15 protein-coding genes and 1 riboswitch are annotated in these 14209 nt (G+C 62.9%); of the genes, 8 read left to right on the top strand and 7 right to left on the bottom strand.

Annotation, left to right across the window (positions count from 1 at the left end):
• Nucleotides 1-131 precede the first annotated feature (131 nt).
• Together VJ604_RS04585 and VJ604_RS04590 are read right to left on the bottom strand one after the other, a co-directional pair.
• A complete protein-coding gene (locus VJ604_RS04585; RefSeq protein WP_324080202.1) occupies nucleotides 132-611 on the bottom strand; it encodes a WbuC family cupin fold metalloprotein in 480 nt (159 codons plus the stop codon).
• A 10-nt stretch (nucleotides 612-621) separates the two neighbouring features.
• Entirely contained in the window at nucleotides 622-975 is a 354-nt protein-coding gene (locus tag VJ604_RS04590; RefSeq protein WP_324080203.1) for a VOC family protein, read from the bottom strand.
• 116 nt (nucleotides 976-1091) lie between these two features.
• On the opposite strand from VJ604_RS04590, the gene VJ604_RS04595 reads away from it, so the two are divergent.
• The 4 genes from VJ604_RS04595 (at nucleotide 1092) to VJ604_RS04610 (ending at nucleotide 4923) form a co-directional block, all read left to right on the top strand.
• The gene (locus tag VJ604_RS04595) at nucleotides 1092-2714 is read left to right on the top strand and encodes a thiolase family protein (RefSeq protein WP_324080204.1); all 1623 of its coding nucleotides are present in this window, start codon (nucleotides 1092-1094) and stop codon (nucleotides 2712-2714) included.
• 204 nt (nucleotides 2715-2918) lie between these two features.
• On the top strand, nucleotides 2919-4151 hold the full coding sequence (locus VJ604_RS04600) for a GGDEF domain-containing protein (RefSeq protein ID WP_324080205.1): 1233 nt from the start codon (nucleotides 2919-2921) through the stop codon (nucleotides 4149-4151).
• A 66-nt stretch (nucleotides 4152-4217) separates the two neighbouring features.
• Complete coding sequence (locus VJ604_RS04605; RefSeq protein ID WP_324080206.1) at nucleotides 4218-4379, top strand: hypothetical protein; 162 nt, start codon at nucleotides 4218-4220, stop codon at nucleotides 4377-4379.
• Between the two features lie 88 nt (nucleotides 4380-4467).
• Nucleotides 4468-4923 (top strand): hypothetical protein, encoded by a 456-nt coding sequence (locus tag VJ604_RS04610; protein WP_324080207.1) that lies wholly within the window; start codon nucleotides 4468-4470, stop codon nucleotides 4921-4923.
• A 126-nt stretch (nucleotides 4924-5049) separates the two neighbouring features.
• Here the strand turns inward: VJ604_RS04610 and VJ604_RS04615 are convergent, their stop codons facing one another.
• Nucleotides 5050-5673, bottom strand: coding sequence for a LexA family protein (locus VJ604_RS04615; RefSeq protein WP_324080208.1), 624 nt, complete (start codon nucleotides 5671-5673; stop codon nucleotides 5050-5052).
• A 267-nt stretch (nucleotides 5674-5940) separates the two neighbouring features.
• Nucleotides 5941-6684, bottom strand: a complete 744-nt coding sequence (locus VJ604_RS04620; protein WP_324080209.1) for a YqjF family protein — start codon at nucleotides 6682-6684, stop codon at nucleotides 5941-5943.
• Between the two features lie 295 nt (nucleotides 6685-6979).
• Between VJ604_RS04620 and VJ604_RS04625 the strand changes: the two genes are divergently transcribed.
• Nucleotides 6980-9124 carry a putative bifunctional diguanylate cyclase/phosphodiesterase gene (locus tag VJ604_RS04625; RefSeq protein WP_324080210.1) on the top strand — a complete coding sequence of 715 codons (2145 nt, stop codon included), beginning with the start codon at nucleotides 6980-6982 and terminating at the stop codon, nucleotides 9122-9124.
• A 92-nt stretch (nucleotides 9125-9216) separates the two neighbouring features.
• Here the strand turns inward: VJ604_RS04625 and VJ604_RS04630 are convergent, their stop codons facing one another.
• Both VJ604_RS04630 and VJ604_RS04635 read right to left on the bottom strand, forming a co-directional pair.
• A complete protein-coding gene (locus VJ604_RS04630) occupies nucleotides 9217-9639 on the bottom strand; it encodes a bacteriohemerythrin (protein WP_324080211.1) in 423 nt (140 codons plus the stop codon).
• Between the two features lie 98 nt (nucleotides 9640-9737).
• Nucleotides 9738-9814: riboswitch (cyclic di-GMP riboswitch) on the bottom strand.
• A gap of 64 nt (nucleotides 9815-9878) precedes the next feature.
• Nucleotides 9879-10373, bottom strand: coding sequence for a hypothetical protein (locus tag VJ604_RS04635; protein WP_324080212.1), 495 nt, complete (start codon nucleotides 10371-10373; stop codon nucleotides 9879-9881).
• Nucleotides 10374-10650: 277 nt separating this feature from the next.
• Between VJ604_RS04635 and VJ604_RS04640 the strand changes: the two genes are divergently transcribed.
• Entirely contained in the window at nucleotides 10651-11352 is a 702-nt protein-coding gene (locus VJ604_RS04640; RefSeq protein ID WP_324080213.1) for a hypothetical protein, read from the top strand.
• Between the two features lie 21 nt (nucleotides 11353-11373).
• Here the strand turns inward: VJ604_RS04640 and VJ604_RS04645 are convergent, their stop codons facing one another.
• Nucleotides 11374-11823: a hypothetical protein gene (locus tag VJ604_RS04645; RefSeq protein ID WP_324080214.1), complete on the bottom strand. Its 450-nt coding sequence runs from the start codon at nucleotides 11821-11823 to the stop codon at nucleotides 11374-11376.
• A gap of 210 nt (nucleotides 11824-12033) precedes the next feature.
• On the opposite strand from VJ604_RS04645, the gene VJ604_RS04650 reads away from it, so the two are divergent.
• Both VJ604_RS04650 and eutC read left to right on the top strand, forming a co-directional pair.
• A complete protein-coding gene (locus tag VJ604_RS04650; RefSeq protein WP_324080215.1) occupies nucleotides 12034-13428 on the top strand; it encodes an ethanolamine ammonia-lyase subunit EutB in 1395 nt (464 codons plus the stop codon).
• The gene (eutC, locus tag VJ604_RS04655) at nucleotides 13425-14180 is read left to right on the top strand and encodes an ethanolamine ammonia-lyase subunit EutC (RefSeq protein WP_324080216.1); all 756 of its coding nucleotides are present in this window, start codon (nucleotides 13425-13427) and stop codon (nucleotides 14178-14180) included. The genes VJ604_RS04650 and eutC overlap by 4 nt, the downstream gene beginning before the upstream one ends.
• The last annotated feature ends 29 nt before the right edge of the window (nucleotides 14181-14209 follow it).

The raw sequence follows: 14209 nt of genomic DNA on the forward strand, positions 1-14209 counted from the left end.
CCCTCGCCCCTTCAGGGGAGAGGGTGGCCGAAGGCCGGGGGAGGGTAGCCGCGAGGTGTCGTAAAATGCCGCCCTCACCCCTGCCCCTCTTTCCCAAGGGGGCGAGGGGATGAGGTGCTTGAAGGGGAGGGTCAGGGTGAGGATGGGGTTGTGAACAGCTCTTCCAGCCGCTTGAGGTACTCCGCCGCCTCCGGCGACCCTTCCTCCGGCGCGAAGGGCGCCTTCTCCTTCTCCGAAAGCGGCAGGTAGGGGCCTGCCTTCGCCTCGAAGAAGATGGTCCCCTTCTCCAGCGAGACGGCGCCGTGGTACTGGCCGCGCGGGATGTCCACCGCGACGACCTCGCCCCCCTTCATGAGGGAGGTGCCGGTCACCTGGCCCTGCTCGTCGAAGCTGACGATCCCCAGGGCCCCCCTCACCAGCAGGAAGGTCTCATCCTTCTCGTCGGCGAGGTGGCGGTGCGGCCGGATGTAGGAACCGGGCTCGATGGCGTTGAAGAGCCGATGGCAGGCGCTCTGGTCGCTGGGGTGCAGGTTGAGGTTCTTCCTGAGGCGCGGGTTGTCGCTGGCCTCCCGGGAGAGCTGGTCCAGCTCCTCTCTGCCGATCGCTTTCATGCCGGGCACCTCACATCTCGACCAGGGCGAACTCGTTGCCGTCCGGGTCGGCCACCACCGCCATCTTCCCCCAGGGGGTACGCTCCAGCGGCTCGGTGAAGCGGACACCCTTCTCGGTCAGGCTCTGGCAGAGCTCCTCCAGCCCCTTGACGCTGAAGCTCACCCCGGTGTGACGGCCGACCAGCTTCTGGGCGGCCTCGTGCATGGCGAGCGAGACCCCCAGCGTGGTCCCCTGGCCGGGGAGGAACTCCATCATGTATTCAGTCTCGCCGCCGGGCTCAAGCCCCAGCCACTCCCGGTAGAAGAGCCGGGCCTTGGGGATGTCGCGCACGAATACGACTACATTCTTAATTTTTTCTACCATGTGAACCGCCTTAGATGGTATGTTGTGACAGCGTTCTAATAGATAGCAGAGTGGACCCCGGCTGGCAAGCGCAATTCGCGCTCCGGCGTCGGGATGGAAAGCATAGGGGGGCACAAGTGAAAGATCCGTTCTCGCCGCGGGAGGTCTACGTCGCCTCCTCTTTCATGGCGCCGGTCGGCCGCTACAACGGAAAAGAGCGGGAGGCGCTGAGCTTCCTGGAGATGGCCGAGAAGGCGGGTGAGGTCTTCTCCGGGAGCCGTTTGAGGCGCTCCGACATCGGCGCGGTGGTGGTGGGCTGCCAGAACCCGGTGGCCTTCTCCGGCGTCGACAACACCGCGGCCAAGATCGCCGGCGTGCTGGGGATCTCGGGCGCCAAGTCGGTGCTGATCGACACCGCCTCCTCCTCGGGCGCCTCCGCGCTTGAATACGCCTACCTGCAGATCGCCTCCGGCCGCTGCGACCACGTCCTCGCCATCGGCATCCAGAAGATGAGCGACGTCTCCACCACCCAGGCCACCCGCATCGTGGCGGGGGTGATCGACCGCGACGAAGCGGAGTACGGCCTCACCATGCCCGCCTGCGGGGCGCTGGTGGCCCGCTCGCTGATCGAGCGGCTGAAACTCTCCGACGAGGAGTGGACCGCCTTCTCGGCGCTACTCACCCAGAGGGCGCACCGCTTCGCGGCCAGGAACCCCGACGCCCACCTGAACTTCGAGATCCCGCTCGACGAGTACTTCCGCCAGATCGTGAACGGCAAGAACTACCGCTACTGGTGGCCCCTGCGCTACCACGACTTCTGCCCGATGTCGGACGGGGTGGCCGCCGTGCTCCTCTCCGCCACCCCGCACGACGTGCTGGTGGCCGGGGTGGGGAGCGCCACCGACATCCCCACCATAGCCGACCGCCCTTACTTTCACAGCTTCCCGGCCACCGTGCGGGCGGCTGCCGAGGCCTACGCCATGGCCGGCATCAAGCAGATCACCGACTTCGCCGGCAAGATCCACGTCAACATGCACGACCCCTTCAACGGCTTCGGCCCCATCAACATGGTGGACCTGGGCTTCGTCTCCAAGCGGCGCATCGTGCGGGGGCTTCTGGACGACGAGCTGACCGGCGAGCAGGGCGCCTTCCCGACCAACGTCACCGGAGGCCTCAAGGGGCGCGGCCATCCGCTGGGAGCCACCGGCATGATCCAGATCGTGGAGAATCACCGGCTGATCACCGGGGGGCGTTTCGAACTGGGGCTCGCCCACTCCATCGGCGGCCCGATCAACAACAACGTGGTCACCCTGCTGGAGCGGACCCGCCACTACCGCGACCGCACCCGCTCGTCCATCTCACCCTGGGGGCTTCCCCCGCTCGGCAAGATGAAGCCCAAGCAGGTGAACGTGGGGGAACTCTTCCTGGGGGAAGGGGAGGTGGAAGGGCTCTTCGTCTCCGCCACCACCCGCTTCGATTACAAGAGCGGCGCCCCCGAGGCCATCGTCATCATCGTCTCCTGCCAACTCGGGCAGTCCCGCTACAACTTCCTGTTCGGCACCTCCGGCGAGCACCACGGCCAGGTCGCCCAGCTCCGCTCCGGGGACCGGGTTAGCCTGGAGCGCTCCGGCGAGCAGATTCTCGTCAACCGGATGCCGGTCAAGCGGTTCTACCAGAGAACGGTGGACGGGATGCTGGAGCTGGCCGGGGCAGGGTGGAAGCGGCTGACCGGCAACGGGCAGTCGCAACATAGAGATTAAAAAACCCCAAGATAAAGATTAAGGTTAAGATTAAGATTAAGAAAACCAGCTCCAGCCAAGGCTTTGGCCAATCTTGTCTCGCCTCTAAGCCGTTCCTTAATCTCAATCTTAATCTGGTTTTGACCTCCCTTTCCCGTTGCGTGACGCTGCAGATGCAGGTATATTAGCGCGCATTATCGGCCAACCTCAGGTGAGAGTATCCCGTTGTCGTACGCCTTCGTAAAAAGAGCTACCACCATCGCCCTGCCGGCGGCTCTCCTGGTGGCGACTTGGGCGGCGCTGCACAAGGTGCAGTTCCTCTCCGCGCCGGAGCGCGAGCTTGCCTTCTATGCGCCGTGGCTGGCGCTCTCCGGCGGGCTCATGCTGAGCCTCGCCTTCAACCGGGGCAGGGTCTTTCTCGCCCTGGTCATGGTCGGCTTCTTCTACCTGTTCGCCCGCTGCTACCCTCTCTCCGACCAATACCTGCCGCGCACCATCTACCTGTTTGATTCCATCCTGATCCCCGTCAACCTCCTCCTCTTATGCTTCATGCGCGAGCGGGGGGTCTTCACCCAGCCGGGGAGGATGCGCCTGGGGTTCCTGGGGCTGCAGGCGGTGGTGGTCTTCTGGGTGGTGCGCTACCCGCAGGACTATAGCAGCATCCCGGAACTGATTTCCCTGCCGCTCAGCAACGCCCGCCTCCTGCAGGGTTTTGCCATTCCGCAGCTCGGGCTGCTGTTGTTCCTGGTCTGCGGGGGGCTCATCTCGATCCGGGTCCTGAAGAGGCGCAACCCGATCGACGTGGCGCTCTTGGGGACCCTGGTCTCGCTCGCCATCGTCTTGAACCGGATCGGCACCGATTTCGTACCGCCGCTCTTCGTGGCGGCGGCGGTCTTGCTCCTCACCATCAGCGTCTTGCAGGATTCCCACTCCATGGCCTTCACCGACGACCTGACCGGCCTCCCCTCGCGGCGGGCCCTCAACGAGCAGGTGATGGGGCTTCCGCGCCGCTACGTGGTGGCCATGCTGGACGTCGACCACTTCAAACGCTTCAACGACACCTACGGCCACGACGTGGGGGACCAGGTGCTCAAGATGGTGGGATCCAGGATCGCCGCGGTCAAGGGCGGGGGGAAGCCGTTTCGCTACGGCGGCGAGGAATTCACGGTGATCTTCCCGCGCAAGGACCTCAAGGAGGTCACCTCCCACCTGGAGGAGCTGCGCCAGACCATCGGCAGCTACCAGCTCTGGATACGGGGGAGCGATCGCCCCAAGGACGCCGAGGCCGGCAAGGCGAAGCGGGGTGCGGCCGGCGGCGGCAAGTCCGTCTCCGTCACCATCAGCATCGGCGTGGCCGCCTCGAGCGACAACATGCGCACCCCCGCCGAGGTGATCAAGGCGGCCGACAAGGCGCTCTACCGGGCCAAGCAGCGCGGCCGCAACCAGATCGCCACCTGAAAGGCAACGCCCCCCTCCACCCGAAACCTGTAACAGCAGCTATTATCAAGCACCAAGGAGAACCCCGTGTTCAAGATTCTCGGCATCATCTTCGCCCTGTTCATCGTCCTCTTCATCGCCATCGTCATCGAGGAGAGCTTCGTGGGCGGACGCCGCAGGCGACGCCTTGAGCAGAAGGCCCGCGAGCTGCAGCAGAAGGCGAGCGAGCTGGAGCAGAAGGGATCCTGAACTTTCTCCTGCCCCCAGCCAATCTCAGCTTGACAGATTGTAATTAATGGAGGTAATTTAGCCCAGACTAATTTCAGTGGAGGCTAGTATGCTGGTCCAGGGCACCTTGATGCACGTCGACGAATCGCTCACCTCCGACCGTTTCCTGAAGTTCTTGGCCGAAGAAGCCCCGCGCGCGCACTACTTCGTGGCCCAGCCCCCCGAGGACATCATCATGACCGCCGCCATCGACTGGCGGGTGATCGTGCCCAAGATGGACGTGGTCGAGGACCTCTCGGCAGCCCTCTGGAAGGGGTACGAATCGCTGGTGCGGCCGCTGCAAGCCGACGCCCTGGGGCGGACCCCGCTTATCTTCGTGAAGATGAGGAATGCCAAGGGGGAATACGACCAGTTCACCATCGGGAAGGACTTCAAGAAGAAGGAAGGGCTGTCACACCGGATGAGGGAGACCGCCGCCATCCTGGCCTCCAATAACCATGAGGAGGCGGTGCTTCGGGAGATCGAGAGGACGAACGGCTCCGATTACTGGCAGAAGATATGCTGAGCTATCGAGGGTGATGAGTTCCGCCCCTCCCCGCCGTGCGGGTGAGGGTAGCTGGCAAACAAATTGAAAAAGGCCCCGGCAATTGCCGGGGCCTTTTTATTTATGGCTTGGGTGAGGACGGTAGGGTCAGATGCGGACCTTGCGCCAGACCTCCACCACGGTGCCGATGGTGCGCGTGCCGCTGTCGGGGCGGAAGGGGGCGTAGGCGGGGTTGTCGGGGGCGAGGTAGACCTCGTCGTTCTTGAGCCGGAACCTCCTGAGGATCGGCTCCCCCCAGCGGTTGTTGACCAGGATGATGTCCCCGCTGCGCCTCTCGGCGTCCGGCTTGAAGATCACGATGTCGCCGTCCTTGATGGTGGGTGCCATGAAGTCGCCGTAGCAGATGATGGCGTAGCATCCCTGCGGGAGGTTGGGGACCGAGATGAAGCCGCGGATGTCGCCTGCGTTGTGCGGGAACTGGTCGGGGATGATCTCCAAAAGAGGTGCCCGGTTACCGGTGGCGGAGGCGGAAATGGGGGGTGACTTGAAGGGTTCGCCGCTGCCGTCCTTGAGCCAGTCGGAGTTGATGCCGTGGGTGTGGGAGAGCGCGATCAGCAGCGTGTCGGAGGGCCGTTTGCGCCCGGTCTCGATGCCGCTCAGAAAGCCCTGCACGATCCCCAAGGAAGCGGCGAACTGCTTCTGGGTGAGCCCCAGCGACTGGCGGGCCTTCCTGATCCGGATTCCCGTTTCTGCTTGGTATTCGTCGGTCATCTGAATATCTCCTGGTGATATGGCGGCCGCCCGGGTCGCTCTCTCTACTGGCGGTTGGCTGCTCCCTCTCTGCCGCCGAGCCGGCAAAATAGCAGGTTTTTTGCCTGGGGGCAAGGCTGAATTGCTACGTGATATTAAAAATAACGAAATATTTCAAAAAAGCAAGTATCCTCCCATGCAGGCTCCCCCAAGTGGCGCCCTTTTCCCGCAAGGTGAGGCCGCCACAACACGCCAGGTGGTGTCATGATGGGACAGCTGACGGATTGCTCACAGGAGCCTCTTCGGCGGCCAGATGGCGGTGTCCTGCTGCTCGCTGTAGTGCAAGAGCGGAGCCCCGGCCGGCGTCGGCAGCTTCTGGGCCTCGAACATGGTGGAGCGCAGGGTGGCAAGGGTCGCCTGCTGAAGCCGCCAGGGACGGTGGTGGATCAGCGCCCGGTAGAGCCTGCCGCGCTTGCTGGAGTACAGGCAGTAGCGCTCCGCCAGGAAGAATTCCAGCGATCCCTCTTGCGCCTCGCCCAAGACCGGCCCCTTTTCCCAGACAGCCTCCAGCTGCGCGGGGGCCTCACCCTCCCCCAGCCGTCGCGAGCGGTAGCTGACCCGTCCTTCTTGCTGCTCCGTCACCTCCATCTGCGCCCTGAAGTAGGGGAGGTGATAGCTTAAGCGCGCCCCCAGCACCGCCAGCGCACTGCCGGCATCCAGCGAGAAGAACCATACCCCCGGCACCCCCTGGTGATGGACGTAGGTGCGGACGTTCATCTCGTGGAAGTCGCTCAGCCACGGGATGGGAGGTAACAAGACCGGGCGGGCGTTTTTGACGGTGAAGGGGGTGATGGCGATCCAGGCCTCGCCCTGGAAGGTGTCGATCTCCAGGGAGGGTGGGAGGAAGGGGCGCAGCACCTGGGGCGGCAGCGGCCAGTGCATGAACAAAAGCCGCTGCCAGGACTGGTACATGATCGGCAGCCCCTCAGGGCGCCGGCGGATGCCTTGCCTGTCGATGATCTGGTGGGGCATGGTGCCTCCCTGGTGGCAGCCCCCCGGGGCAGGGCGCCTATGGAGTCGATGCAAGTAGCTTAGGACTAGCCACCCGTTTTGCAAGACGGGGCGGGGTAGTGGGGGGAAGGGGAGTAAATTTGAGGGGGTGGGCATACCCAGAATTGGGTAATTTGCGTAAATGGATAATGAAAAAGTTGACACAAAACAGTCAACAGATACACTCCATGTGTATTTTCCCTTGAAGCGCTCTGTCTTAGCCGTAACGGCCGTACTTTGAGTGGTCCTCCACTCTCTCAATGGTGGGCGAGAACCGATGCGAAAGTCAGAACTGGAAGATCCAGGACACATCCTCATCGTCGACGACGATGCCTTCACTCGGCAGGTGTTTGGTGACGCCTTGCAGAGGGCCGGCTTTCAGACAACCGCCTCGCACGACGGCTTCTCCGCCATCGAACTTGCCTCCACTTCATTGTTTGATGTCATCCTTCTCGATGCAGTGATGCCGGGGATGGATGGTTTCCAGACCTGCCAGAGACTGCGCGCGCTTCCCAATTACGAGCATACCCCCATCCTGATGGTCACCCGGCTCGAGGATACCGACTCCATCGACCAGGCCTTCCGGATGGGCGCCAGTGACTTCATCAACAAGCCGGTGAGCAGGGAAATCCTGGTACAGCGCATGCGCTACATGCTGCGGGCCAGCCGGACCTTCCGGGAGATGGGGCGGGCCGAGGACCGCATCAAGGTACTCCGTGAGGCGGTCAGCTGCCTCCCGCTCGGAGTCGGCATCACCATCACCGACACTTCCGGCCGGATCGTCTACGCCAACGCCAGGGAAGCGGAGATGCACGGCTATGCCCCCGGGGAGCTCCTGGGGATGCACGCGAGCCAGCTCGGGCCGGCCAGCCGGCGCAAGCCGATGCGCCCGGAGGATGTCGACAAGATGGGGCTCTGGGAGCGCGAGAGCCTGAACGTGCGCAAGAACGGCGAGCAGTTCCCGGTCCGGCTCTCCTCCATCTCGGTGACCAACTCGGCCGGGGAGTGCCTGGGGGTGGTGACCTCCTGCGAGGACATCACCAACCGGCGCGAGTCCGAGCGGATCATCGAGCAGCTTGCCTTCTACGATACCCTCACCGGGCTTCCCAACCGGGCCACGCTCCTCGACCGCCTCAGGAAGGTCCTTGCCATGTGCAGCCGCGAGCAGAGAAGGTTCGCGGTGATCTTCCTGGACCTCGACAATTTCAAGGACATCAACGACACCCTCGGCCACGACTGCGGCGACAAGCTTTTGGCCGCGGTGGCCAGGCGGTTGGTCGCCGAGACCCGCCGTTTCGACACGGTGGCCAGGATCGGCGGCGACGAGTTCGTGGTGGTGCTCAACGCGGCGACCGACCCTGAGGAGATCTCGCTGGCGGCCCAGCGCATCCTCTGCTCGCTGAGCCAGCCGGTGGAGGTGGACGGCCTGCAGCTGCACACCAACGCGAGCCTCGGCATCTCCATCTACCCCGATGACGGCCAGGACGCGGAGAGCCTGCTGAAGTGCTCGGACGCGGCGATGTACCACGCCAAGGGGGAGGGGCGCGGAACCTACCGTTTCTTCTCGGAGACCATCGAAGAAAAGATCAAGCGGCGGGTGACCATGAAGCGGCTTTTGAGGGAGGCGATTGCCAAGGACGAGCTGACCCTGCTGTACCAGCCGCAGTGGGATCTGCGCTCGGGGCGGGTGGCCGGGGTGGAGGCGCTTTTGAGGTGGCAGAGCGCCGACTTCGGCAGCGTCCCCCCCTCCGAGTTCATCCCGGTGGCGGAGCTTTCCGGCTTCATCGGCGAGCTGGGGAGCTGGGTGCTGCAGAGCGCCTGCCGCCAGCATGCGCGCTGGCAGGCGGCGGGGGTGGGACCCTTCAGGATCGCGGTCAACATCTCCGGCAGGCAGCTCAAGCATCCCGACTTCCTGAAGAACGTCGAGGAGCTGATCCGGCAGACCGGCATCCGGCCGGGTGCCCTGGAGTTCGAGTTCACCGAGACGGTGATCATGGAGAACGCCGACACCAACGTAGACATCCTCAAGTCGCTCAAGCGGCTGGGGGTGAGCCTCAGCATCGACGATTTCGGCACCGGCTACTCGTCGCTGAGCTACCTCAAGCACTTCCCGATCGACCGCATCAAGATCGACCGCTCTTTTGTCACCGACGTCCACCAGGGGCGTGACAACGCGACCATCGTCAAGGCGATCATCTCCCTGGCCCACACCCTCAAACTGAAAGTGGTGGCCGAGGGGGTGGAAAACGAGCCTCAGCTCAAATCACTGATCGAAAGCAATTGCGACGAAATTCAGGGATATTATCTGGGGATGCCGATGCGGGCCGACGAGCTGTCGCGCCTGGTGGAGCGTTGTCAGGCGGCCGAGCCGCGGACGGTGAGCCGGGCGCCGTCGAAGTGGCTGTTCCAGCCGGCCTGCTGAACGCGTCACACTCCTTCCGTCGCACCCTTTATCGGGGCGGCGTTACCATCCCGCGGCCGCCCCGCGCCCTCCAGCGTGGGCGCACGCCCGTCTCAATCGGCTTCGCCCTCCGCCCTCTTGCGCATGCGCACCCCGTCCAAGAAACGGCAGAAATCCCCGTCGGTCTCCCGTATGTGATGGGAGACCCAGTTGCACAAGAACCAGACCAGCTCGATGGTGATCTTGCGCCCCTGCCTGCGGTTGTTCTGCAGCTCCTGCAACCTGCGGCTGAAGATGACGTGCTCGTTTTTGTGCTGGGCGAGTTTCGGGTAGCGGGTCTCGGCCATCAGCGTCTCTTCGAAGATGAAATTGCGGCTGGAGGCGGTCATCATGTCGTCCAGCACCGCCAGGGAGACCTCGCTGCCGTCCCGGAACCCGTGATAGGTATCGTTGAGCACCTGGACCAGGTGCTGGTGATGTTTGTCGATCTTGGGGATTCCCAGCAGCAGGGTGACGTTCCATTCGATGATAGGCATGACATCCTCCAGGCATTGCATGGACGACGTCGGCTGGATTCTGTCAGGGGAGGGGATTGGACAGAAAAAAACCGGGCCGCCGAATATCAGCAGATATTTTCGGCGACCCGGCTGTCTCGGTGAGACCCTATAGGCTTTCCGTCCCATTCTCGCGAATGGTTTAGTATTATCGTATATCTAGGTTATATGTGAGGTGCGTGAAATATTACTCTAGCGACAGGTCGATGTCAACCCCACACTCACGGCATTCCGCCGATGATCCCCTTGCCGAGGGCCTTCCAGTAGGCGTTCTTCCCCTTCTCCCTGCTGATCGCACCTTGCTCCTGCACCTTGCTCCACTCGTACTGCGGGTCGGGTTCGATGCTCTTCGCCTCGGCGGGATTGGTGAATTTGAGGAGGTCGGCCTGCACCCGGTAGCATATCGACCAGTTGTAGTCCGGTTGCTCGTCGTAGGTGATGTTGATGAGATCGGCTTTCAGGTAGCAGGCGTCCACCCTGACTCTGCGCAGCACGGCTTCGATGTCGCACTCCTCCGAGTTCAGGTAGTGGTCGTGCGCGATCACCGTGCCGAGGATCTTCACTTCTCCTTCCCTGAAGTGCGCCTTCTTCTTGATGGGGACGTTGCATTGCTCGACGGTCTGCTGCTCGCTGACGGTGTATCCGATGCGGGAATACCCGCAGCCGCACAACGCGACAGCGCAAATAGTGGCCAAGGCACGAAAGATGGTCTTCATGGGGTCCTCCTCGCCAATCCTCCTATCGGTATTTTAACACGAATGACTTAGGCTCGCCCCGGGTACAACCGCCGGTGAGCCGCTCAGGACACCTAACAATATCACCGAAAGTGCAGCTGCGCTAATGGCAAAAAGAAGGCTAAGCGGCTCCATCTTTTTACCTGAGAAAGTTGCCGTAACCCCTTCCGTGTCAGTCAGCATTGGCGGCCGGGTGATATTTGGTATGCTTGAAGGGTATCAACGGGTTAGGGCGGGGCTGGTGCCAAGGAGGTTATGAATGTGGATCCAGAGGTTGATCTGGTTTTTGGGGCGGATGATCTTCTACATGCTGATCTTGCCACTGGCGGTCGGGACGGTCTATACCCTCGCCACCGATCAATGGCTGGGCGCATTGATCTTCATGGTCCTGTTCTTCATCGTCTTGTACAACGGGCTGATCCGGGTCAGGATACGGGCGCATAGCGTGGTGGTACGAAACGACAAGGTGGTCTTCTTCATCCCAGAGAAGACCGTTCGAAACAGGTTCGATTTCGTATCGCGCAAGCAGAGTATCGTCGAATTGCCGAGCTACGCTTTGCTCGACCGACCCTTCGCGATCGAGATTTTTTTCGCCGGCCACGACTGCCGCGTGCAGGTCTGCCGCCTGTCACTGAAACTCGGCTACATCATGGAGTTGACGGGGTGGCAACGGGCCTATGACGGCTATATTCGTTACCAGGATCAGCTGCCATTGGCGGTTAAACGGCAACTCTACAAGAGCGCTGCCAACATAGTTCCTTCATCTGCCGCGCCGGGCAATGAAAACTTGGATGACTTCCTGAAACCGATCCTCTCAGAGTTGAACCTGGGGCTGGCGAATCTCGGGCTGCAGATAGAGGAAAACACCTGCACCTTCGAGGCTGGGCCGACCATCGCCCGAATTTTGGCGGACGAGCAGAAAAACGTGGAATTAGCCAGTATAAGTGCGGAGATCGAGTGAGGGGCGCGTGCAGAAGACAGCCTACTTGTCGTCTTCGCACACGGCCAGGTAGATAGCTTCGTTGACCGTCCCGGCATCCACCTTTTCTATGATCGAGTCGCCAGCCGACCTTACAAAAACAGTCTCGCCCTTCAACTTGTAGGTGCCCTTGATCAGCACCGTCTCCCGTTTCCCGCAATAGAACTTGTGCAGGCTCTCCAGATAGTCGTAGGCCCATCTCCCTTTGGCGTCATCTGCTTCCTCGGCAAGGTAGAACCTCATCCACAGGGTTACGCCATCCCCCTCGGATAAAACTCCCGGCTTGATGTCGACGATTGCCGACGGCGCCACCAGGAAGTTTCTCCACCCCTGCTCAAGCGGGATCTCCTGGCATCCGCTGATGGATGTTTCGGTAAACCGTCGCTCTCCCTTCGTGCCGGTGCAGACATAGCGTTTGCTATCCTCGGCGCTGGACTCGACTGCCAGTAGCATGAGGCACAGTAAGATTATCCGTCCTATCCACATCTGCCGATCTCCTTATTGTCCTGGTGCTTTCCTGTGAGCAGAAAAGCATAACCTTGACTGTGAGTGCTACCGGTCTCTTTTGTTGACATAATCGTCAAGTAAGAGATAACAGTAAATAGCATGACAAAGAGATAAGATGGGGCCCATTTACTATATCATGCGAACCAGGGCTGGCCTATGAGCTATCTTCACACTATCGGCAACCGCAGGTACATATTTCCCGACCTGAAGGACCTGCTTGCCAAGGCGAGCCCCGCCCGCTCGGGCGATCGCCTGGCAGGGATCGCGGCGGCCAGCGACCAGGAGCGGATGGCGGCGAGGCTCTGCCTGGCGGAGCTTCCGCTCAAGCGCTTTCTCGCGGAGCAGGTGATCCCCTACGAGTCGGACGAGGTCTCCCGCCTGATCGTGGACAGCCATGACGCTGCCGCCTTCAGCGCGATCAGTTCGCTCACGGTTGGTGAGTTCCGCGAATGGCTTTTGAGCGGCAGTACCGGCTCGGAACTCCTTTCCCGCACCGCTCCCGGCATCACCCCCGAAATGGCGGCTGCCGTAGCCAAGATCATGCGCAACCAGGACCTGGTGCTGGCCGCCCGCAAATGCCGGGTGGTAACCCGCTTCCGCGACACCATCGGGCTCCCCGGCCGACTTTCCGTCCGGCTGCAGCCCAACCATCCCACCGACGATCCGGCGGGGATTGCCGCCGCCATCCTGGACGGTCTTCTCTACGGCAGCGGCGACGCGGTGATCGGCATCAACCCCGCCGGAGACAACCTCTCCGCGATCAAGACCCTCCTTGCCATGGTGGACGAGCTGCGCGAGCGCTACCGGATCCCCACCCAGTCCTGCGTGCTGACCCACGTCACCACCACCATCAGGGCCATCGAGCAGGGAGCGCCGGTCGATCTGGTCTTCCAGTCCATCGCCGGTACCCAGCAGGCCAACCAGAGCTTCGGCGTCGACCTGGCGCTGCTCGGCGAGGCCAGGGAGGCGGGGCTCTCGCTCAAGCGCGGGACCGTGGGGGACGACCTGATGTACTTCGAGACCGGCCAGGGGAGCGCCCTTTCCGCCGACGCCCACCACGGGGTCGACCAGCAGACCTGCGAGGCGCGCGCCTACGCCGTGGCCCGCGCCTTCCGGCCGCTGCTGGTCAACACGGTGGTCGGCTTCATCGGGCCTGAGTACCTCTACGACGGCAAGCAGATCATCCGCGCCGGCCTGGAGGACCACTTCTGCGGGAAGCTCATGGGGCTCCCCATGGGATGCGACATCTGCTATACCAACCACGCCGAGGCAGACCAGGACGACATGGACACCCTGCTCACCTTGCTGGGGGCCGCCGGGGTCACCTACATCATGGGGGTGCCCGGCGCCGACGATATCATGCTCAACTACCAGAGCACCTCCTACCACGACGCCCTCTACCTCAATTCGGTCTTCGGCCTGCGGCGCGCGCCGGAGTTCGAGGAGTGGCTGGAGCAGATGCAGATCACCGATCACCGGGGCGAGCTGAAGCTGCCGCCGCCGGGGCAGCCCCTGCTCGTACACGCCCGGCAGCTCGCGGAGGAGCCATGAGCGCGGCCTGTTTTCCCGACCCCTGGCAGTTCCTGCGTCGCTTCACCGCCGCCCGCATCGCGCTGGGGCGCGCGGGGGTAAGCCTGCCGACCGCGGCGGTGCTGGATTTCGGCCTCGCCCACGCGAGGGCGCGGGACGCCGTGCAGCTGCCGCTTGATCGGGAGCGGGTGGTCTCCCTGCTGGAGAGGGGAGGCTTCAGCCATCTTGCGGTGCAGAGCAGTGCCGTCGACCGCGCCCTTTATCTGCAGCGCCCGGACCTCGGCCGGCGGCTCGATCCCGCCGGCAGAGAGCTCTTGTCGAGGGTGAAAGGCGACCGCCGGCCGCAGGTGGTCTTCGTGATCGCCGACGGGCTCTCCTCCTGTGCGGTGGTTTCCCATGCGGTTCCGCTACTCCGGGAGGTGATTGCCCGGCTGCCGGGGTGGGAGGTGGCTCCGGTGGTGGTGGCTGAGCAGGCGAGGGTGGCGCTGGGTGACGAGATCGGGGAGATCCTGGAGGCGGAACAGGTGGTCATGCTGATCGGTGAGCGGCCGGGACTTAGTTCCCCCGACAGCCTTGGGATCTACCTCACCTATGCACCGCGAGTCGGCAGAAACGATGCCGAGCGCAACTGCATCTCCAACGTGCGCCCGGAAGGTCTGACCTACCCGGAGGCGGCGGACAGTCTCGCCTACCTGCTGAACGCGGCCCGTCGCCTGAAGCTGTCGGGGGTGGGTCTGAAGGACGAGCGTGAGTTGCTGCTGGCCGACAAGTAGGGGCAAAAGGTCTTCGGGAGAGGGGGGCG

Origin of the sequence: Geomonas sp. (assembly GCF_035254065.1) — a bacterium.
Lineage (GTDB): Bacteria > Desulfobacterota > Desulfuromonadia > Geobacterales > Geobacteraceae > Geomonas.

Bases quoted from the DNA above. Each gene is read 5' to 3' on its own strand.
- VJ604_RS04640 (WP_324080213.1), top strand. From the start codon at position 10,651: ATGTGGATCCAGAGGTTGATCTGGTTTTTGGGGCGGATGATCTTCTAC.
- VJ604_RS04585 (WP_324080202.1), bottom strand. From the start codon at position 611: ATGAAAGCGATCGGCAGAGAGGAGCTGGACCAGCTCTCCCGGGAGGCC.
- VJ604_RS04630 (WP_324080211.1), bottom strand. From the start codon at position 9,639: ATGCCTATCATCGAATGGAACGTCACCCTGCTGCTGGGAATCCCCAAG.
- VJ604_RS04610 (WP_324080207.1), top strand. From the start codon at position 4,468: ATGCTGGTCCAGGGCACCTTGATGCACGTCGACGAATCGCTCACCTCC.
- VJ604_RS04650 (WP_324080215.1), top strand. From the start codon at position 12,034: ATGAGCTATCTTCACACTATCGGCAACCGCAGGTACATATTTCCCGAC.
- eutC (WP_324080216.1), top strand. From the start codon at position 13,425: ATGAGCGCGGCCTGTTTTCCCGACCCCTGGCAGTTCCTGCGTCGCTTC.
- VJ604_RS04635 (WP_324080212.1), bottom strand. From the start codon at position 10,373: ATGAAGACCATCTTTCGTGCCTTGGCCACTATTTGCGCTGTCGCGTTG.
- VJ604_RS04615 (WP_324080208.1), bottom strand. From the start codon at position 5,673: ATGACCGACGAATACCAAGCAGAAACGGGAATCCGGATCAGGAAGGCC.
- VJ604_RS04645 (WP_324080214.1), bottom strand. From the start codon at position 11,823: ATGCTACTGGCAGTCGAGTCCAGCGCCGAGGATAGCAAACGCTATGTC.
- VJ604_RS04590 (WP_324080203.1), bottom strand. From the start codon at position 975: ATGGTAGAAAAAATTAAGAATGTAGTCGTATTCGTGCGCGACATCCCC.
- VJ604_RS04620 (WP_324080209.1), bottom strand. From the start codon at position 6,684: ATGCCCCACCAGATCATCGACAGGCAAGGCATCCGCCGGCGCCCTGAG.
- VJ604_RS04625 (WP_324080210.1), top strand. From the start codon at position 6,980: ATGCGAAAGTCAGAACTGGAAGATCCAGGACACATCCTCATCGTCGAC.